Annotated in this window: 15 protein-coding genes; all 15 read left to right on the forward strand. The window is 71.2% G+C overall.

Annotated features, from left to right (window positions below):
- Positions 1-5: 5 nt before the first annotated feature.
- The 15 genes from tssF to JI739_RS04640 are packed head-to-tail and all read left to right on the forward strand — an operon-like array spanning position 6 to position 20,713.
- Complete coding sequence (tssF, locus tag JI739_RS04570; RefSeq protein WP_201682631.1) at positions 6-1,862, forward strand: type VI secretion system baseplate subunit TssF; 1,857 nt, start codon at positions 6-8, stop codon at positions 1,860-1,862.
- Entirely contained in the window at positions 1,862-2,887 is a 1,026-nt protein-coding gene (gene tssG / locus JI739_RS04575) for a type VI secretion system baseplate subunit TssG (protein WP_201682632.1), read from the forward strand. Before tssF ends, tssG begins: the two co-directional genes overlap by 1 nt.
- A complete protein-coding gene (gene tssH, locus JI739_RS04580; RefSeq protein WP_201682633.1) occupies positions 2,880-5,543 on the forward strand; it encodes a type VI secretion system ATPase TssH in 2,664 nt (887 codons plus the stop codon). The genes tssG and tssH overlap by 8 nt, the downstream gene beginning before the upstream one ends.
- On the forward strand, positions 5,540-6,085 hold the full coding sequence (locus tag JI739_RS04585; protein WP_201682634.1) for a hypothetical protein: 546 nt from the start codon (positions 5,540-5,542) through the stop codon (positions 6,083-6,085). The genes tssH and JI739_RS04585 overlap by 4 nt, the downstream gene beginning before the upstream one ends.
- A 52-nt stretch (positions 6,086-6,137) precedes the next feature.
- Positions 6,138-8,189: a type VI secretion system Vgr family protein gene (locus tag JI739_RS04590; RefSeq protein ID WP_201682635.1), complete on the forward strand. Its 2,052-nt coding sequence runs from the start codon at positions 6,138-6,140 to the stop codon at positions 8,187-8,189.
- A 9-nt stretch (positions 8,190-8,198) separates the two neighbouring features.
- Positions 8,199-9,860, forward strand: a complete 1,662-nt coding sequence (locus tag JI739_RS04595) for a hypothetical protein (protein ID WP_201682636.1) — start codon at positions 8,199-8,201, stop codon at positions 9,858-9,860.
- Entirely contained in the window at positions 9,860-10,639 is a 780-nt protein-coding gene (locus tag JI739_RS04600; RefSeq protein WP_201682637.1) for a hypothetical protein, read from the forward strand. The genes JI739_RS04595 and JI739_RS04600 overlap by 1 nt, the downstream gene beginning before the upstream one ends.
- 11 nt (positions 10,640-10,650) lie before the next feature.
- Positions 10,651-12,099, forward strand: coding sequence for a type VI secretion system-associated FHA domain protein TagH (gene tagH / locus JI739_RS04605; protein ID WP_201682638.1), 1,449 nt, complete (start codon positions 10,651-10,653; stop codon positions 12,097-12,099).
- Positions 12,100-12,108: 9 nt separating this feature from the next.
- Complete coding sequence (locus JI739_RS04610) at positions 12,109-12,885, forward strand: PP2C family protein-serine/threonine phosphatase (RefSeq protein ID WP_201682639.1); 777 nt, start codon at positions 12,109-12,111, stop codon at positions 12,883-12,885.
- 16 nt (positions 12,886-12,901) lie between these two features.
- Complete coding sequence (locus JI739_RS04615; RefSeq protein ID WP_201682640.1) at positions 12,902-13,288, forward strand: DUF4280 domain-containing protein; 387 nt, start codon at positions 12,902-12,904, stop codon at positions 13,286-13,288.
- Positions 13,289-13,299: 11 nt separating this feature from the next.
- Positions 13,300-14,637 (forward strand): type VI secretion system baseplate subunit TssK, encoded by a 1,338-nt coding sequence (tssK, locus tag JI739_RS04620; protein ID WP_201682641.1) that lies wholly within the window; start codon positions 13,300-13,302, stop codon positions 14,635-14,637.
- A gap of 12 nt (positions 14,638-14,649) precedes the next feature.
- Positions 14,650-15,984, forward strand: a complete 1,335-nt coding sequence (locus tag JI739_RS04625) for a DotU family type VI secretion system protein (RefSeq protein ID WP_201682642.1) — start codon at positions 14,650-14,652, stop codon at positions 15,982-15,984.
- 21 nt (positions 15,985-16,005) lie between these two features.
- Positions 16,006-19,500 carry a type VI secretion system membrane subunit TssM gene (tssM, locus tag JI739_RS04630; RefSeq protein ID WP_201682643.1) on the forward strand — a complete coding sequence of 1,165 codons (3,495 nt, stop codon included), beginning with the start codon at positions 16,006-16,008 and terminating at the stop codon, positions 19,498-19,500.
- Positions 19,497-20,255, forward strand: a complete 759-nt coding sequence (gene tagF / locus JI739_RS04635) for a type VI secretion system-associated protein TagF (RefSeq protein ID WP_354003676.1) — start codon at positions 19,497-19,499, stop codon at positions 20,253-20,255. The genes tssM and tagF overlap by 4 nt, the downstream gene beginning before the upstream one ends.
- Positions 20,204-20,713: a hypothetical protein gene (locus tag JI739_RS04640; RefSeq protein WP_201682645.1), complete on the forward strand. Its 510-nt coding sequence runs from the start codon at positions 20,204-20,206 to the stop codon at positions 20,711-20,713. The genes tagF and JI739_RS04640 overlap by 52 nt, the downstream gene beginning before the upstream one ends.
- The last annotated feature ends 18 nt before the right edge of the window (positions 20,714-20,731 follow it).

Raw genomic sequence — 20,731 nt, forward strand, 5'->3', positions numbered from 1 at the left:
GCGCCATGGACCCTCGCCTCCTCCGCTACTACAACCAGGAACTGCAGCACGTGCGGGAGATGGGCGCCGAGTTCGCGGCCGAGTTCCCCAAGATCGCCGGGCGCCTCGGCATGGAGGGCATGGAGGTCGCCGACCCGTATGTCGAACGGCTGCTGGAAGGCTTTGCCTTCCTCACGGCCCGCTTGCAGCTGCGGATGGACGCCGAGTTCCCGCTCTTCACGCAGCGGCTGCTGGACATCCTGTACCCACAGTTCCTCGCCCCGGTGCCCGCGATGCTGATCGCGCAGGTGCGTCCCAGGCTGGGAGACGATGCGCTGGCATCGGGTGTGACGCTGCCGCGCGGCACGCGGCTGCGGGCCAGGGCCGCCCATTCGCCGACGCCCTGCGAGTTCACCACCGGCTCCGCGCTCACCCTGTGGCCGGTGGCGGTAACGGGGGTCGAGTACTTCACCCACGCCGGTGAGCTGCCGGTGCCCCCGGCATGGCGCCGCGCGGCGGGCGGCGTGCGGATCCGCCTGCGCTGCGCGCCGGGCATGGACTTCGCCCGCGTGGGCTGGCACGACATCCGCCTGTCCTGCACGTCCAGCGACTCGGTCGGGTTCCGGCTCCACGAACTGATCACCGGCCATGCGATGGGCGTGCTGGTGCGCCGGTCCGCCAAGGGGGCGGCCGAAGCCCTGCCGGCCCGAATCGAACCCCTGGGCTTCGAGGACGAGGAGGCCTTGCTGCCGGTGACGCAGCGCGGCTTCGCCGGGTACCGGCTCCTGCAGGAATACTTCGCGCTGCCACAGAAGTTCCTGTCGTTCGAACTGCGCGGGTGCGGGGCGGCCCTGCAGCGGCTCGGCGGCAACGAGGCCGACCTCATCGTGCTGCTCGATCGCGGCGATCCGTCGCTGGGCCAATCGGTAGCCGCCGACGCGCTGGCCCTGCACTGCGTGCCGGCCATCAACCTCTTCGAGCGGCGCTGCGACCGCATCCACGTGTCCCCGCGCAGCCACGACTTCCATGTGGTGGCGGATCGCACGCGTCCGCTGGACTACGAGATCCACCAGGTGCTCGACGTCACCGGCTTCGGCGCAGGCAGCACGAGCGAGCGGCACTTCAGGCCGCTCTATGGCGCGTTCCAGGGTGAAGAGCGGCTGCAGCCGGCCTACTACACGGTGCAGCGGGAACCGCGCATGCTGTCCTCGACCCAGAAGCGCGAAGGTCCCCGCAGCAGCTACGTGGGATCGGAGGTCTTCCTGTCCATCGTCGATGCGGCGCAGGCACCCTATTCCGACGACCTGCGCCAGCTTGCCGTGCGGGCCCTGTGCAGCAACCGCGACCTGCCCCTGCAGATCCCGACGGTGCAGGGCACGCGCGAGTTGCAGCTCGACGTCGCGGCGCCTGTGGCCTCGGTGCATGCGCTGCGCGAACCCTCCCGTCCGCAACCCGCCCTGCGCGATGGCCAGGCGGCCTGGCAGTTGATCAACCAGTTCGCGCTGCATCACCTGTCCCTGTCGGACACGAACGCGACCGAGGGCGCCGCCGCGCTCAGGGACATGCTGCGCCTGTACCTGCCGCCCGGCGATGCCGCGGCCACCCGGCAAGTCGAAGGGCTTCGATCGGTGCGCAGCACGCCCACCGTGCGCCGGCTTCCCATGGCCGGCCCGATCGCCTTCGGCCGCGGCGTGCAGATCGAGGTCGACGTCGACGAGCACGCCTTCGAAGGCGGCAGCGCCTACCTGCTGGGAACCTTGCTGGAGCGATGGTTCGCGCGGCACGTGGCGCTGAACGCCTTCACCGTGACCCGCATACGCTCGCTGGCGCAGGGCGTGATCCTTGAAGGGAGGCCGCGGTGCGGCAATCGCCCGATCCTCTGATGCAAGGCCCCGAACAGATCCTGGCGGGCGCTGCGGCGCAGCCCTGGAGCTTTGATTTCTATGCCCTGCTGCGAAGCATCGAGGCCCGCAGCCCGGAGCGGCCCCGGCTGGGCACCGCCCTGCGTCCGGCGGAGGAGCCGCTGCGCCTGGGCCAGTCGCCGGAACTGAGCTTCGCCCCGGCCGCCCTGGCCGGTGTCGCACCGGCGGCCGGCGCGACACCGGCGCGCGTGGATGTCCGGTTCTTCGGGCTGTTCGGTCCCAACGGTCCGTTGCCGCTGCATCTGACGGGTTACGCGCGGGAGCGGCTCCTGAACCACGACGACCGGGCGCTGGCCCGCTTCGCCGACCTGTTCCATCACCGCCTGCTGCTGCTGTTCTACCGCGCCTGGGCCCAGGCCCAGCCGACGGCCAGCGCCGACCGGCCCGGGGACGACCGGTTCGCGAACCTGGTGGGCGCCCTGGTCGGGATCCGCGAGCGCTCGCAGCAGGGCCGGGACGAAGTGCCCGACGACGCGCGTCGGTTCTTCGCCGGGCACTTCTCGAACCCGGTCCGCAGCGCCGACGGCCTGTCGGCCGTGCTGAGCGGCTGGCTGCGGATGCCGGTGCAGGTGGTCCCGTTCGCGGGCACGTGGATGGACCTGCCGCCCACCGACCGCACGCGGATCGGCGGCCGTTCGGAGACGGCGCGCCTGGGCGCCGGCGCGGTGCTGGGGGCCTCGGTCTGGGACCGGCAGCATCACTTCGGCCTGCGGATCGGACCGCTGCGCCTGGGCGTCTACGAGTCCCTGCTGCCCGATGGCGCAGCGCTGCCGGCGGTGACCGCCCTCACGCGCTTCCATGTGGGGCACGAGCTCGGCTGGACCCTCGAGCTGGAGCTCCAGGCCGGGGATGTTCCCGTGTGCCGCCCCGGCCAGTATGGCCGGCTCGGATGGACCACCTGGATCGGCCGCGCCCCGCACCGGCGCAATGCCCGCGTGAAGCTGCATCCCCCTCTCAAGAGCCAGAAGGAAGGCACCCATGGCTGAACTCTCGCGCGTGAAGGTTTTCGGCAAGCTCCATCCCGAAGCCTACAAATCCGTGGAAGGCGCGACCGTCTTCTGCAAGCTGCGGGGCAACCCGTTCGTGGAGCTGGAGCACTGGGTCGCGCAGCTGGTGCAGGCCAGCGAGGGCGACTGGACGCGCATCATCCGGCATTACGACCTCGACCAGTCCCGCCTGGCGACCGACATCACGACCGCCCTGGAGCGCCTGCCACGGGGGTCCACGCAGATCCGAGACATTTCGGAGAACATCACCAACGCGGTGGAGCGCGGCTGGGTCTACGGATCGCTAATGTACGGGGATGCGGCCGTGCGCAGCGGCCACGTGATGGTCGGCATGCTGAAGACCAGCTACCTGCGCAACGCCCTGCTGGGCATCTCTCGGCAGTTCGAGAAGGTGAAGGCGGACGACCTCAGCGACAACCTGGCGCGGATCGTCGCCGGGTCGGCCGAGGACGCATCGCAGCCCTCCAGCGGTGCAGAAGCCGGCCCGGGCGAGACCAGCGAAGCCATTGCCCCCGCGCAGATGGGCAAGCAGGAGGCGCTCAAGCGCTTCACCACCGACCTGACCGGGCAGGCCCGCTCGGGAAAGATGGACCCCATCGTCGGGCGCGACGACGAGATCCGGCAGGTGATCGACATCCTGATGCGGCGGCGCCAGAACAACCCCATCCTGGTGGGCGAGGCGGGTGTGGGCAAAACCGCTGTGGTGGAGGGCTTCGCCCAGCGCGTCGCGCGCGGGGACGTGCCACCGGCGCTCAAGGACGTCGAGGTGCGCACGCTGGACGTGGGCTTGCTGCAGGCCGGTGCCAGCATGAAGGGCGAGTTCGAGCAACGGCTCCGGTCGGTCATCGACGAGGTGCAGGCCAGCACCAGGCCGATCATCCTGTTCGTCGACGAGACCCACACCCTGGTCGGTGCGGGCGGTGCGGCCGGCACCGGTGACGCGGCCAACCTGCTCAAGCCGGCGCTGGCGCGCGGCACGCTGCGCACGATAGGCGCGACCACCTTCGCCGAGTACAAGAAGTACATCGAGAAGGATCCCGCGCTCACGCGCCGCTTCCAGAGCGTGCAGGTGGATGAGCCGGACGAAGCGAGGGGCGTGCGCATGATGCGCGGCATCGCCAGCGCCATGGAGCAGCACCACCGCGTGCAGATCCTGGACGAAGCGCTCGAAGCCGCCGTGCGGCTCAGCCATCGCTACATCCCGGCTCGCCAGTTGCCCGACAAGGCCGTGAGCCTGCTGGACACCGCGTCGGCGCGCGTGGCCGTGAGCCTGCATGCCACCCCCGCCGAAGTGGACGACTGCCTCAAGCGCATCGAGTCGCTGGAGACCGAGCGCGCCATCATCGAACGCGAGAAGGCCGTCGGCATCGAGGTGGGCGAGCGCCCGGCGCAGGTAGCCACCGGCCTCGCCACCGAACAGGAGCGCCTCGCGGGGCTGCAGCAGCGTTGGTCCGAGGAGAAGGAGCTGGTGAACGAGATCCTGCGCCTGCGCGAGCGGCTGCGCGCCACCGAGCCGCCCCTGCCCGAGAGCGAACGTGCCGATGCCCTGGACACCCTGCGCCGGCTGCAGCAGCGGCTGGCCGAGTCCCAGGGCGAGTCGCCGCTCATCCTGCCGACGGTCGACTACCAGGCGGTCGCCTCGGTCGTCGCGGACTGGACCGGGATTCCGGTGGGGCGCATGGCGCGCAACGAAGTCGAGACCGTGCTGAAGCTGGACCGCTTGCTGGCCGAGCGCGTGATCGGCCAGGACCATGCGATGGACATGATCGCCAAGCGGGTGCAGACCTCGCGAGCCGGCCTCGACAACCCCGACAAGCCGGTCGGCGTGTTCCTGCTCGCCGGCCCGTCCGGGGTCGGCAAGACCGAGACGGCACTGGCACTGGCGGAAGCCCTGTACGGCGGCGAGCAGAACCTGATCACCATCAACATGAGCGAGTTCCAGGAGCCGCACACGGTCTCGACGCTGAAGGGCGCCCCCCCGGGCTACGTGGGCTATGGCGAAGGCGGCGTGCTGACCGAGGCCGTGCGCCGACGCCCCTACAGCGTGGTGCTGCTCGACGAGGTGGAGAAGGCCCACCCCGACGTGCACGAGATCTTCTTCCAGGTCTTCGACAAGGGGGTGATGGAAGACGGCGAAGGCCGCCGCATCGACTTCCGCAACACGCTCATCCTGCTCACGACCAACGCAGGCACCGACCTGATCAGCGGGATGTGCGCCGACCCCGAGCTGCTGCCCACCACCGAGGCGCTGGCCAAGGCCTTGCGCGAGCCTCTGCTCAAGGTCTTCCCGCCGGCGCTGCTGGGCCGGCTGGTGGCGATTCCCTACTACCCGCTGAGCCAGCAGATGATGGGGCGCATCGTGAAGCTGCAGCTCGGGCGCGTGAAGCGCCGGATCGAGGAACGCTACAAGGTGCCGTTCACCTATGACGAGAACGTACCCGCGTTGGTGGTCAACCGTTGCACCGAGAGTGCATCTGGCGGCCGGATGATCGATGCGATCCTGACCAACACCATGCTGCCAGCCTTGAGCAGGGAGTTCCTGAACCGACTCGTGGCCAATCGCCCCGTCACCCAGGTGCACGTGTCGGCGACCGAAAGTGACTTCTCCTACTCGTTCTCGGGAGATGCAACATGAGTGGACTCCTCACGGTTGCCAAGTACGTGGCCGGCCTGCTTGGCATCCCGGCCCTCACCACCGCCCTCAGCGTCGCCTCGGCGGGGGTCACCGCCAAGAAGTCACTCGAGACCACAGTGAACTTCACCTCGCGGACCTCCGCCCGGCTGCAGATGCTGCCGGAGGAATCCCACTTGAAGTCGGTGCTGGACACGGTTCTGGTTCTGAACGCGCGCGGCACTTATGGGGAGGATCGCGCCTACTTCACTGTGAGCGGTGCCGATGGAGCCATGAAGATGCTGGATGGCAGTGGCCCCGGCGACCTTTACATCGTGGAGATCACGGCCCCAGCACTGAACCTGAGCGGCCACAAATACCTGGTCTATGCAAAGTCGGGCATGGTGGAGCGACCCGGGAGCGTCAGGCTTGTCAAGCACCTGGCCAAGCGTTCCGAGACCGTGGACACAGCGAACCTCACGGACTTTCTTGGGGCGCTCGGCCAGGCGATGGTGGAGCAGCACGATCGCGTGGAACAGATGAAGCGCAGCGGGATGAGACCCTGAACGGGTGCCAGACATGTGCACGAACATCAACCTCTTGGTGCGAGCCTGAACCATGGCCAAGCCAGCGCTCGCCCTCGCCAGCCTGCGGGCACCGCAGCCGCTGCTGCTGTCCGCCGTGAGCATGTCGGAGGAGCTGTCCCGGCCCTTCGAGTTCGAGGTGGAGGCGCTGGCCGAGAACCTGCTCGAACACCCCGAGGAGCTGCTCGCGCAGCCTGTGGGGCTTTCGCTGACGCTGGGTGACGGCACCAGCCAGCGCCACTTCCACGGCATCGTCACCTCGATCGCGCTGCAAGGCACGGCGGGCCGGCGCTTCGCCTACCGCCTGCAGCTGCGGCCCTGGCTGTGGCTGCTGACCAAGCGCACCGACATCCGGATTTTCCAGAAGCTCACCGTGGAACAGATCACGCGGCAGGTGATGCAGCACTACGGCGGCGACCACCGCTTCGAGCTGGCCGGCACGAACGAGCCGCTGGACTACTGCGTGCAGTACCGGGAGACCGATTTCGATTTCGTCAGCCGCCTGTTCGAGCAGGAGGGCATCTACTACTTCTTCGAACACGAGGAGGACAAGCACATCCTGGTGCTGACCGACGACGCCAGCGCGCACCGGCCCTTCCCCGGCGCCGAGCAGATCACCTACCGGCACGGCCTCCTCGACCGCAGCGTCAACGACTGCATCAGCGACTGGCAGGTGGCGCAGGAACTGCGGCCCACCCGGTCGATGCTCCGCGACTACGACTTCACGCGGCCCAGCGTCGACCTCACGCAGTCGGACGAACTCGGCGATCGCCGGTCGCCCGCCGAACTGGACACCTACGACTACCCCGGCCTCTACACCAGCGCCGGGGAAGGCCGCCGGCGTGCATCGCTGCGGGCGCAGGAGCAGCAGAGCCTGCAGGAGCGCATCGCCGGCGCCGGCGACAGCCGGCTGATCGCCTGCGGGCACCGCTTCCGCCTCGATGGCGCCCCGGCCCATGGCCAGGGCGAGTACGTGTTCGCCTCCACCCGCATCACCGCCACCGTGGCGGGCAGCGAGTCCGGACAGGGCGACGCGCGCTTCCAGTGTGCCTTCACGGCCTTCGAGGCCAGCACCCCGTACCGGCCGGCGCGACGCACGCCCCGGCCGGTGGTGAGCGGGCCGCAGACGGCCACCGTGGTCGGCCCGGCGGGCGAGGAGATCTACACCGACGAGCACGGCCGCGTGAAGCTGCACTTCCACTGGGACCGCCTGGGCAAGCGCGACCAGGACAGCTCCTGCTGGGTCCGTGTCGCGCAGCCGCTGGCGGGTGACGGCTTCGGCTTCATGGCCTTGCCGCGCATCGGCCAGGAGGTGGTGGTCGATTTCCTCGAAGGCGACCCGGACCGGCCGCTGGTCACCGGCCGCGTCTACAACGGCGCGCACTCGCCCCCGTACGCCCTGCCCGAGCACAAGACCGTGGCCACCATGAAGAGCCGCTCCACCCCCGGCGGCACAGCCCAGGCCTTCAACGAGCTGCGCTTCGAGGACAAGGCGGGCGAGGAGTACGTCTGGCTGCAGGCCCAGAAGGACCTGTTCGTGGAGATCGAGGCCGACCGGCACGTGCACGTCGGGAACGACGAGTACCGGATCGTCGAGCGCCACCTGAAGGAAGAGATCAAGGGGCGCGTGGACCGCACCGTGGCACAGGACGTGAAGGAGCAGGTGCAGGGCCAGGTGGCCCTGGTCATCGACCAGGACAGCGCCATCGAGGTGAAGGGCCAGTACGGGCTCAAGGTGACGGGCGACCTGGCCATGCAGACGCAGGCGGGCGCGTCCCTCAAGGCCGGCGGCAACTGGGACGCCAAGGTCGGCGCCAACCTGGGCATCGACGCCGCCGCCAACGTGCACATCAAGGCAGGCGCCAACATCGTCATCGAAGCCGGCGCGATGATCACGCTGAAGGCCGGCGGCGCCTCGGTGGTGGTGGGCCCGGCCGAGGTCGCGATCACCGGCGCCATGGTGCGGGTGAACTCCGGTGGCAGCCCCGGCGCGGGAGCCGGCTCCTCGCCCAAGGCACCGAAGCAGGCCGAGGCCCCGCAGAAGCCCGAGCAGCCCGCCGACAAGCTCACGCACATGAAGGGTTGACACCACGCGATGACGGCCACGGACCAAGCCCTGCTGGAGATCGTCTTCACCCAGTGGCCCGAGCTGGCCACCCGGCTGGGGGAGCGACGGGCCGACTTCACCGAGTCGGCCGTGCGGCGGGCGCGGCAGTTCGGGCTGGACGATGAGGGCAGCGCGGCCCGCTACCTGAACCTGTGCCTGGCGCTCGGTCCCGGCTTCGAGGCCAGGCCCGAGAACGAATGGGCCCTGGCCACCCTGTCGGATGCCCGCCTGTCGCCCGCCACCCGCATCCACCAGCTGGTGATCCAGGCCGTGACCCAGCTGAAGCGAAAGGGCGGCGAGGCCGACCGCTTCCGCGCCAGCGACGAGGCGCTGCTCGATGGGACGGAAGACCTGCGCCGCCGGGAGGGCGCCGAGCCGCCCCTGGTGCCGCGGCGGGCCTGCGACCTGGAGGCGGTGCAGGTGGGCGTGACGGCGGCCAGCGACCGGACGGAATACGCGCGGACGCAGGGCGCGTGGCAGCGCAGGTCGCGCCAGGCTGCCAGCCGCGCGATCGTGGCCGACGCCGAGCATCCGCTGCCCGCGGTGATCCACGTGCTGGCCGATGCGGAGCCGGACCGCGTGACGCAGCTCCAGGTGCGCCAGCGGCCCCATGCCAGCTGCGGCGAGCACCACCCTGCCCTGTGCTGGATCGACGAGCGCGGCATCCAGCGCTGGTCCGGCCATGCCGCGCAGGTCGTCACCTGGCCGGTCCGCCCGCCGCCACCGCCGCGGGCCGACGCCCTGGCGCTGCTGGCGGAAGCCCCGCCGTCGCACGGACTGCTGGAAGCCGGCGGCTGCGGGGTCCGCGACACCGGGATCCCGCTCGGCGCGCAGCGCACGCGCGTGTCCGTCTACCCCGCGCACCAGCACCTGTTCGCGCTGCAGCGAGCGGGCGGGGCCGCGTTCCGCCTGGGCGAAGCCGCCGAGGAGCCATCGGCACCGCCCGCGTCCCCCGCGGGCAAGTACCGCCTGGAGCGCGACGGCCAGGTGCTGCACGCCTCGCGGTGGTCGGCCGCGTTCGACCTGGAACTGCCTCAGGCGGTGGGCCGCGGCCTCGCGCGCCTGTACGAGGCTTGGCGGGCCTGCGCGGCGCATGCCCGGGTCAGCGCCACGGAGCACCTGCTGGCGGGACGTGCGGCGCTCGCCTGGGGCTGGCGCGAGGGTGCGCGGGGACTGGCCGGCGAACCGGTGTCCGGCGCCGAGGTGGACCTGGACCTGCGCCTCGGTTTGGAACTCGAACTGAGTGGCACCGTCTCGCACGCAGGCGTGCCCGCCGTGCTGCGGCTGCGTGCCGGCGGGTCCACGCCCCTGCGCTTCGACGCCCGGCGCGACACGCCCGAGCAGCCACTGCTGCAAGCCTTCCTGTCCGCACGCGGCCAGGCCCGGTGGCCGTTCACGGTGAGCTGCGAGCCGGTTCCTTCGGACGACTGCGCCCTGTGGCACGACCTGGGCCCCTGCCCCGCGGCCATCACCGCGGAGGCCGGACTGCGACCGCGACAGGCCGGCGGCGCGGGGTGGGAGTTCTTCCTGCGGCTGGACCTCGAACCCGTGGTGCTGCCGCTGCGGCTGCACGACCCGGTGCTCGGCATGACCTGGCGCCGCCTCGCCCTGCTGCCGGCGATGCGGCTGGTCGACTGGAGTGCCGGCTGATGGACCGCCTGCTCGTGCTCCGCCTCGAAGCCGTCGGTTGCAGGGTGCGCGCCTGGCTGAACGACCTGCCCGTGCTCCAGGCCTGCGAGGGCCTGGGAGCGTGCAGCGTGCCGGTGAACGAGTACGTGCTGGCAGGCGGCAACCAGCTCGCGCTGGAGGTCGAGCCGGGGCCGCGCCCCGAGGGCAAGGCCCCGCGCCTGGCCTTCAATGCCGCCAGTGCCCGGGTCCAGCTGCTGCTGGCGCGCACCGGACGCCCGGTGGACGACACCAGCCGCCGGGTGCATGAGTTCGCCTGGGAGGTGAAGGAAGGCGACCTGTACCCCGCATCCCGCGTGGAACACCGGTTCGAGCTGCCGGTGCGGTTTCCGCGCTGGCGCTGGCTGGACGCGCCGGTCATCGATCCGGGCGCGGCCTACGCGCAGGTCACGGGCTTCGTGCAGGAGCTCGCGACCGCCCTCTTCCGGGGCCAGCCGGAGCCCCTGGTGTCGGCCTCGCGGGTGCGGCTCGACGAGGTGGCCGTGGCCTACCAGCTGCGTCCGGCCGAGGTCGCGGACCGGTTGCGCGCGCGGGTCCAGCTGCTGCACGGCACCAAGGCCCTGCGGCCGGTGATGCCCGCGTTGGGCGAGATGCAGGTGCGTTCCTGCGGCGGAGGGCGCATGCTGGAGTGCCTGCTGGGCGATGAGCCGGCGCTGCGCACCGAAGCGTCGGAAGATGGCATGCGCCACGCCTGGCCCTTGCGGGTCGCGATCGTCGATGGTCGCTGCCACGTGTTTCGCTGAGGAGACCGCCCGTGCCCCCGCCCGGAAAAGCCGAAACGATCGTCCTGCGGGTCGAGAGCTTCAATGGCTCGCCCGTCGAAGGCCGGTCTGCCACCTTCGATGAGCTGGGGGGAACGATCGGCCGCGCCGACAACAACCAGCTCGTGCTGCCGGACCCCGAGCGGTCCGTCTCCCGCCTGCACGCGCGCATCGTCTTCCGGGGCACGGGGTTCGCCATCGTGGACCACGGAGCCAACGCGATCACGCACAACGGGAGGGCCGTCGGCCAGGGCCGCGAGGTGCTGCTGTACCAGGGCGACCGGGTCGAGATCGGTGGGTTCGTCCTGGCCGTCTCGACCGGTGCCGGCAGCGCCGCGCCCGCCGATCCGTTCCGCGACACCTTCGCCGACCTGTTCGGGAGCGAAGCCTCGGCGGCACCGGCGCGTCCGCCGGCCGGGCCTGGGCCACGCCCCCCTGCGGCGCCGGCCGGTCCGCTCATCCCCGACGACTGGGACCCGTTCGCGTCCACGCAGTCTCCGGCACCCGCGCCACCCGGGTCGCTCCTGGACCCGGCGCCGGACGAGGAGTCACTCGACAAGCTGTTCCAGCTCGGCGGCGACGGCGCGGTCGACGCCGGCCGGCGGCCGCCACCGAACCGGTCGGGCACGCCGCCCGACCACGACTCGGACCTGAACGCGCCCTGGCCCACGCCAGGCAGGCCGCGCGCCCCCGCCGGACCTGTCCTGTCCTGGGACCAGGAGCGGCCACAGGCGCAGCGGGTCGCTCCCCTGGGTGGCGCGCGCACGGATCCGCGCGCGGGCCATCCGGCCCCCACGCCTGAAGTGGCGCCGGGGCCTGAACGACACCCGGCGCCCGCGGACGCGGCGGCCGAGGACGCCCGCCTGCAGGCCCTGCTCGATGGACTGGGCCTGGCCGACCTCCAGCCGTCACAGCTCGACGCGGCCCGGCTCAGGAACCTCGGACTGCTGCTGCGCGAAGCCACGCAGGGCACCGTGCAGCTGCTGCAGGCCCGGGCCGCCTTCAAGCGCGAACTGCGCGCGCGCGTGACGATGATCGCCCCGCGCGAGAACAACCCCCTGAAGTTCGCCGCCGATGGAGACACGGCGCTGCACCACCTCCTGCGGGCGGGATCGCCCGCGTACATGCAGCCGGAGGCGGCCATGCGCGATGCCTACGACGACCTGCAGGCGCACCAGCTCGCCGTGATGGCGGGCATGCGGGCCGCGGTGCAGGGCCTGCTGGAGCAGTTCAGCCCGGCATCGCTGGAACAGCGGATCACGCAGCGCGGCGGACTCTCGTCGCTGCTGCCGTCCGGACGCAAGGCCCAGCTCTGGGAGCAGTTCGCGGCGCTTTACGGAAAACTCTCGCAGGAGGCCGAGGACGGCTTCTACGACCTCTTCGGCTCCCGTTTCCTCGAAGCGTACGAGGCCGAGATCCAGCAGTTGCGGCAGCGGCGTTAGGAGAGACCCATGCTGAATGTCGACATCGCGATGATCAACGAGACCGGCGGGCGGGACGAGAACCAGGACGCCTGCGGCTGGTGGCAATCGGATGACAAGCTGTGCTGCGTGGTGGCCGATGGCGCGGGGGGCCATGGCGGCGGCAGGCATGCCGCTCAGTTTGCGGTGAAGCACCTGTTGCAGTCCTTCATGGACCGCCCCAGCCAGGACAGCCAGCAGCTCGCATCCCTGGTCCGACAGACCAACGGCGAGCTGCGCAAGGCGCGCGTGGAAGGCACTCCCCTGGTCGACATGTACAGCACCATCGCCTGCCTGGTGATCGACCTGCTCGAGCACCGCGCCTACTGGGTGCACGCCGGCGACACCCGCATCTACTGGTTCCGGCATGGGCGGCTGTCCTCGCGCACCCGGGACCACAGCGTCGTGCAGGCGATGGCCGACCAGGGCCTGCTCGAAGCGGCCGACCTGCGCGGCCACCCGCGCCGCAGCGAGCTGCTCTGCGCCCTGGGCAGCGAGCCCGACGACCTGCAGGTCGGGGAAGGCGAGGCGGCCGATCTCCAGGCCGGCCAGGACGCCTTCCTGCTCTGCACCGACGGGGTGTGGGAACTCGCGAACGATGCCGCGCTGGAGTCTGCGCTGGCCGCGGGTGACGGCGCCGGCGAGTGGGTGGCCACGGTGGAGGACATGGTCCGCAAGGCCGCGGACGGCTCGCCGCGCCACGACAACTTCAGCGCGCTGGCCGCACGGCTGATGGACCACGACGAACCGGCCGACCGGCCGCAATGAACCCCAAGGAGCCGCCATGCCGATGCAGACCTGTACCGCCGGAACGCTGCGATGCAGCTTCGGCGCCGCGCCGAGCACCTTCGTCGCCACGCCGCGCCCGGTGATGACGGCCAACGTGCCCGCCGGCAACATCCTGGACCACCAGCCGCTGGTCAATATCCAGCCCTTCGGGGTCTGCATGTCGCTCGCCAACCCGAGCGTGGCGGCCGCGACATCGGCCGCCCTGGGCGTGCTCACGCCCATGCCCTGCGTGCCGAACACGCCCGCCCCCTGGATCGCGGGCGCACCCAACGTCCTGATCTGCAACGCGCCGGCCCTGGACAACGTCTCCACCCTGATGTGCGCCTGGGGCGGCGTCATCACCTTCGTGTCGCCCGGCCAGTTCACCCATCACATTCCCTGAGAAGCCCCAGCATGACTTGGCACGACAAGGTTCTGTGGACGGAGGGCATGTTCCTCCAGCCACAACACTTCCAGCAGCACGAACGCCACCTCACGCGCACGCAGCAACGCCTGCTGTCCGCCCTGGTCCCGTTCATGCGCGGCTACGTGGCGCTGGAGATCGATGAGGCCGGGCTGCAACAGGGACAGCTGGTGCTGACCGCGGCACGAGGGGTGCTGCCCGACGGCACGCCCTTCGACGTGCCGGGCGACGACCCGGCTCCGGCGGCCCTGGACATTCCCGCGGATGCGCGCGACGAGCTGGTGCTGCTGGGCGTGGCGCTCACGCGCCAGGGCGTGCCGGAGAGCGACGTGGAGGACCGCCAGGCCTCCATGCCGGCCCGCCTGCACGCCGTGGAGGTGGAGGTGGCCGACTGCCATGCGGCCAGCCTGCGCCAGGCGCCGGTGCAGCTGGGGCGGCTCAACCTGCGCCTGCTGCTGGCGCGCGATGCCGGCGAAGGCTTCGCGACGCTGGGCGTGGCACGCGTGCTGGAGCGCCGGGCCGACGGCCGCGTACTGCTGGACCGGGACTACATCCCGCCCACCCTGCACGTGGGCGGGCAGCGCACGCTCGATGGCTTCTTGCGCGAGATCGCCGGGCAGTTGCACCAGCGCGGCGAAGCGCTGGCCGCGCGGCTCGCCCAACCTGGCCGTGCGGGCGTCGGGGAGATCGCCGATTTCCTGATGCTGCAGCTGTACAACCGCGCGGAGCCCGAACTCACGGCGCTCCAGCAGCATCCCCTCGCACATCCGTCCGTGCTCTACGAGCAGTTCGTCGGACTGGCCGGCGAGCTCAGCACCTTTCGCGAGTCGCGCCGCCCGCCGCCCTACCCCGCCTACCAGCATGACGATCCGCAACCCTGCTTCGCCTTCGTCATGGCGGACCTGCGGCAGTTGCTGTCCATGGTGGCGGAGCAGGCGGCATTTCCAATCGACCTGCAGGAACGCAAGTACGGCATCCGCGTGGGCCTCATCCCCGACCTGGAGCTGCAGCGCAGCGCGCAGTTCGTGCTGGCCGCCAACGCCAACATGCCGGGCGACGCGCTGCGCAGCCGCTTTCCGGCGCAGGCGAAGATCGGCCCGGCCGAGCGCATCCGCGACCTGGTGACGCTGCAGTTGCCGGGCGTGCCGCTGCGGGTGCTGCCGGTGGCGCCGCGCCAGATCCCTTTCCACGCCGGCTTCACGTATTTCGAGCTGGACACCCGCGGCAGCGAGCTGTGGCGCCAGCTCGAGTCGTCCCGGGGACTGGCCATCCACGTCGCCGGCGAGTTTCCGTCGCTGGAACTGGAGCTGTGGGCGATCCGCGCCTGATGGGAGACTGCCGTGAGCCAGGGCAACGATGACCCCTTCGCCTCCTTCGAACGCACGGTGATCAAGCCGCGCGCCGGGCGAGGCGCCCGCCCGGATGCGCCGGGCACGCCGGCCCCCGCGCCGAGGGCGCCCGCGGCTGCGCCGCCGGAACTGGACGAAGCCTTCGGGCGGGACGTGTCGTCCAACCCGCTGGTCGCCGCCGCATCGCCGCTGCTGTCCGCCTACACGCGGATCCGCGTGACCGCCCAGCACCCCGACCCGCGCGAGCTGCAGGCCACGCTGGCCACCGCCGTCCGGCGGTTCGAAGCCGACGCCCGACGGGCCGGTGTGCCCAACGAGCAGGTGATCGCCGGTCGCTACGTGCTATGCACCATGCTCGACGAGGCGGCATCGGGCACGCCCTGGGGCGGCTCCGGCAGCTGGGCCTCGCACAGCCTGCTGGTGGCCTTCCACAACGAGACCTGGGGCGGCGAGAAGTTCTTCCAGCTGCTCGACCGGGTGCTGCAGAACCCGCCGCCCAACCGCCCGCTGCTGGAGCTGATGGCGATCGCGCTCTACCTCGGTTTCGAGGGCCGCTACCGCGTGCAGGCGAACGGGGCCAGCCAGCTGGAGGGCATCCGCGAACGCGTGGCGCAGGTGCTGCAGGAACCCGACGCGCGCGGCGACCGCGAGCTGTCACCGCACTGGAGCGGCGAACGCCGTGCCGATGCGCGCATCCGCGACGGCGTGCCCGTGTGGGTGGCCGCTGCCGTGACGGCCGGCGTGCTCGCGGGGGTGTTCCTGGGGCTGCGGATCGGCATCAACACCGAGACCGATCCGACCTTCCAGGCCCTGCAGGCCATCGACATCCGCAAGCCCGCTGCGCCGGCCCTCCCGCCGCCCCCGGCGGTGGTCGCACAGCCCGCCCCGGCCCCGCCGCGCCTGGCGAGCTTCCTGAAGCCGGAGATCGATGCCGGCCAGGTCGAGGTGCGCGACCACCCCGACCGCTCGGTGGTGACGATCCAGGGGGACGGCCTGTTCGAGCCGGGAAGCGCCGAGCTGGCGCGCCGGGTCCAGCCGCTGATCGGACGCATCGGCCAGGCCCTCGGGAACGTGCCCGGCACGGTGCTGGTCACCGGCCACACCGACAGCCTGCCGATCCGGTCGTTGCGCTACCCGTCCAACTGGCACCTGTCGCGGGACCGCGCCGAAGCGGTCCGCACGCTGCTCGCGAAGACCGTCCAGCCTGAGCGCCTGCGGGCCGAGGGGCGTGCGGACACCGAACCGCTGGAGGCGAACAACTCGCCCGCCGGCCGCTCTCGCAACCGGCGGGTGGAGATCATCCTGCACGCCGCTGCCACCCCGTAGAGCCACAGGGAGGACCGCGCCATGAAATCCCTGCTGCGAACGCTGGCCAGCCCGCTCGTCCTGGGCACGCTGGGCATGGCGGTGCTGTCGGCCCTGGTCTGGTGGATCGGCCCGCTGGTGTCGATCGGGCAGGTGGCCATCCTCGCGGACACCTCCACGCGCATCGTGACGCTGGCCGTGCTGTGGGTCGCCTGGGCCGGCTACGTGGCGTTGCGCATCGGGAGCCGGCGCCGGCGCAATGCGATGCTGCTGCAGGGCATCGGCGGGCCGCAGTCCGCCGCCGACCGCGAAGGCCAGGTGCTGAAGCAGCGCTTCGACGAAGCCATCGGCCGGCTGCAGCCCGGCGCCGGCTGGCGGCGCGCGCTGCTGGGCCGAAGCGACGGCCTGTACGGCCTGCCCTGGTACATGTTCATCGGCGCCCCCGGCTCGGGCAAGACCACGGCGCTGCTGAACGCGGGCCTGCACTTCGTCGTCGAAGACCCCGAACGCCGCTCCGTGCAGGGCATCGGCGGCACGCGCAACTGCGACTGGTGGTTCACCCGCGAAGCCGTGCTGATCGACACCGCCGGCCGCTACACCTTGCAGGAATCCGATCGCAGCATCGACTCGGCCGCCTGGAATCGGTTCCTTTCGTTGCTACGCCAGGCGCGGCCGCGGCGCCCCATCAACGGCGTACTGCTCACCGTGAACGTGCAGGACCTGCTGCAGCAGGACGACACGCTGCGGCAAGAGCACGCGGTGAAGCTGCGCAGCCGCCTGGCCGAACTGCAGGCCAAGCTGGGGGTGCGGCCGCCGGTCTACGTGCTGGTCACCAAGGCCGACCTCATCGGGGGATTCACCGAGACTTTCGAGCTCCTCGGCAAGGAGGACCGGGACCAGGTCTGGGGCTTCACCTTCCGGGCGGACCGCTTCGATCCGTCCGATCCCCTGCGCGACTTCGAGTCCGAGTACCGGCTGCTGCAGGAGCGGCTGGGCGCGGGCCTGCTGGACCGCCTGCGCGCCGAGCGCGACCCGGTCCGCCGCGGGCTGATCTTCGGGTTCGGCTCCGAGTTCGCAGCGCTGCGGCCCGTGCTGTCGGACTTCCTGCAGCGGGTCTTCGGCAGCAGCGCAGGACCGCACGAGGGCGTCACCCTCAGGGGCGTGTACTTCACGAGCGGCACGCAGGAAGGCACGCCCATCGATCGGGTCATGGGCATGCTCTCGCGGACCTTCGGCATGGAGGAACGCGCATCCCGTCCACCCAGCGGGCGTGGCCGCAGCTACTTCCTGCGGCGCCTGCTGCAGGACGTGGTGTTCGCCGAGTCACACCTGGTCTCGTTCAATGCAGCCGCGGAGCGCCGCCGCCGGATGACCCGGGTCGCGGGGTTCGCCGCGGTGGGCGTCGCGGCGCTGCTCGTGGTGGCCGGGTGGGCGGTCAGCTATCTGCGTAACGTGCGCCATGCCGAGGAAGTGGCCGCGCGCGTGCCACCCCTGCGCGCCGCCGCCGAGGCGCTGCCGTCGTCCGGCGCCGACGTGCTGCGGCTGCTGCCGGTGCTGGACGCGGCCGCGACCGCAGGAGCCGCCGGCGCCTTCCCGGTCGATGACCCGCCCCTGCTGCACACCCTGGGCCTCTACCAGGGCGAGAAGCTGGATGCGGGGGCGCAGGCCGGCTACCAGAAGCTGTTGCAGAACGGCCTGGCCCCGCGGGTGGTGCGTCGGCTGGAGGAGCGCCTGCGCGCGAGCAACCGCAACAACCTCGAACAGGCCTACGAGGCGCTCAAGGCCTACCTGATGGTGTACTCGCCCCAGCACTTCAATGCCGAGGCCCTGAAGGCCTGGGTCGAGGTCGACTGGGACGAGCAGTTACGGCAACTGGCCCCCGAGCAGCGGCAGGCGCTGGACAGACACCTCGATGCGATGCTGGCCCTGGGAGCGCCGGCCGCCATCGCGCCGGCCGACGCCCAGCTGGTGGCCGGCACGCGCGACATGCTGGCCTCCTTCCCGCTCGAATACCGCATCTACAGCCGACTGCATCGGCGCTACCGCGCCGAGCTGCCCGAGTTCACCGTGGCCGGTGCCGCCGGACCGCAGGCGGCCAACGTGCTGGTACGCGCCAGCGGCGAGCCGCTGTCGCGCGGGGTGCCGGGCCTCTACACGCGCGATGGCTATGCCAAGGTGTTCCAGCAGGGCCCGCTCGCGCGGGTGTCGGCGCAGATGGCGGCGGAGGACGCCTGGGTGCTGGGCCGCGCCTCGCGGCCGGTGGCGGTGGCGCTGGGCGCGGAGCTGGAGAACCGGGTTCGCCGTCTCTACCTGGAGGACTACGCGCGGCATTGGGAACGGCTGCTGGCCGACGTGCGGCTCGCGCCGCCGGCAGGCCTGCAGGCCTCCATCGATTCGGCACGCGTGCTGAGCGGCCCCGACTCACCGATGGCCGCGTTCCTGCGCGCCGCGGCCCGGGAAACGGTTCTCAGCCCGGCGGCCAGGGAACCCTCGGCCCTGGGCCAGGCCGCGGCGGCCGCCAACCAGGCGAAGAAGGAGATCTCGCGCCTGGTCGACACCGGCCCGGCACCGGTCGCGGGACAGGGCCCCATCGAGCGCATCGTCGATGACCGATTCGCCTCGTTGCACCGCCTGTTCGCCGGCCAGCCTGCGCCCATCGAGCAGATGACGCGGATCTTCGCCGACGTGCATGCCCAGCTCGCCGCGGTCGATGCGGCCCAGAAATCCCGGTCAACGCCGCCGCCGGTGGATGCCGTGAAACTGAAGGCGGCCGCGGCGCAGCTGCCCCCCTCGGTGCAGTCTGCCGTGCAGGCGCTGGTCGATTCGGGCACGCGCACCGGGCGTGAGGCGGAGCAAAGTGCCCTGGCCGGGGAGCTGCGGCCGATCTACGAGTTCTGCGCGCGCGCCGTGGCCAACCGGTACCCGCTGGCGGCGGGCTCGCGGGCCGACGTGCTGCCGGGGGACTTCGGGCAGCTGTTCGCACCCGGCGGCCTGCTGGACGAGTTCTTCCAGCGCCGGCTGGCCCACCTGGTGGACACCGGCACCAACCCCTGGTCGTACAAGCCGCTGGCCGACGGCAGCCGGCCCGCGGCCCAGGGCTCGCTGGCGGAGTTCCAGCGCGCGGCGCGGATCCGGGACGTCTTCTTCCGCGGTGGCGGCCGCATGCCCAACTTCCGGCACGACCTGCGGGCCGTGGAGTTCAGCGGTGACGTGAAGGAGGTGAAGCTGGAGATGGATGGCCAGGTGACCACGATCACCCCGGGATCGACGGCTTCCCTCACGGTTCCGGCCCCGCGCGCGGTGTCGCAGCTGCGCGTGCACCTCGGCACATCGCCCCCGCTGCAATTCGAGGGACCCTGGGCCGCGTTCCGGATGTTCGACCACTTCGAGGTCCTGCCCGCTGCCCAGCCCGAACGGTTCGGGCTGCTGATGATCCGCGGGGCCAGCCAGGCGCGGCTGGAGGTCGTGGCGAACAGCGCCTTCAACCCCTACCGCATGCGGGAGCTGCGGCAGTTCCGTTGCCCGGGGTCGCTGTGAGCGCGCCTGGCTGGCACGGCAAGCTGCCCTCGCTCGGCGACTTCGCGTCGCGCCGGCTGGACGCCAGGTTCCTCGAGCCCTGGGATGCCTGGCTGTCGCAGGGCCTGGCGATGCTGCAGGCGCAGCCCGACTGGCTGGACCGCTACCTGCAGAGCCCGGCTTGGCGCTTCCTGCTGATGCCCGGCGTAATCGACGAGCGCACCTGGAGCGGCGTGCTGATGCCCTCGGTGGACCGGGTGGGGCGCTACTACCCGTTCACGCTGGTGGCGACCTTCGAGGTTCCGCCAGCGCTCACGCAGGCGGCGGCGCATTGGGCCTGGCTGGGGCAGCTGGAAGACCTGGCCTTCTCGGCGCTGGACCGGGAGTGGTCGGTGGACGAGTTGGAGGGCCGCCTGAACCGGTTGAACCCGCCGGAACCGGATGGCGAAAGCGATTCGGTTCCGCACTCGTTGCAATGGCACCAGGGCTTGCGCGGCAAGAGCTGCTGGTATGCGGCCCCGGCGGTAGGGGCGAGCAAATTCCTCATCTGCGAGCGGCTGGATTCGAACGATCTGCCTCGAACCCTGTTCGCGCCGGCCGCGCCGGAAACCGCCGGCACGCCAGCGGCGAGCAACGACCTTCCGCGAATCGACCATCCGTCGGCCGGGGAGGGGGGTGACCGCCGATCACTCCAGCCATCCACCACCACGTCACAGGAGCCGCCATGCCGAAACCCACCTTCGATCTCGTCTACTACGTCTGGTCCGAAACCCTGATCGGCCAGATCGGCAAAGAGTCGTTCCGGATCCATGCGGTCACCGGGGGCGGCCGTGGCCGCACCAAGGGCAAGGAAGAGCGCTCGATGGATTCGTTCTCACCGTACCGCGCGACGGACAAGTCAGAGGATGTGCGGGGCGGCGCGCTGCCGCCCGGGCGCTGGCGCATCGAGAAACCGAGTGAGTACAAGGGCAAGATGAGAAAGCCGGTCGCCAAGCTCACGCCGAAGGGCAACCAGCTGACGGACTTCGCCATGCGCGACTACACAGACGCGCCGTTCCTGATCCATGGCCGAGGTGAAGAAGGAAGCGACGGCTGCCTAGTCATCGAGCCCGACGAGCGCCAACGTCTGCTGAACGCGGTCGAAGAAGCCGGGGGCGCCATCCTATTCGTGACGCTCGACACGCGCCCGGGCGACATGATCCAGAAGACACCCACCTTTCACCACACCGCATGACGTGGCACACCGCGTGGG

It is taken from the genome of Ramlibacter aurantiacus (assembly GCF_016722895.1).
GTDB lineage: Bacteria > Pseudomonadota > Gammaproteobacteria > Burkholderiales > Burkholderiaceae_C > Ramlibacter > Ramlibacter aurantiacus.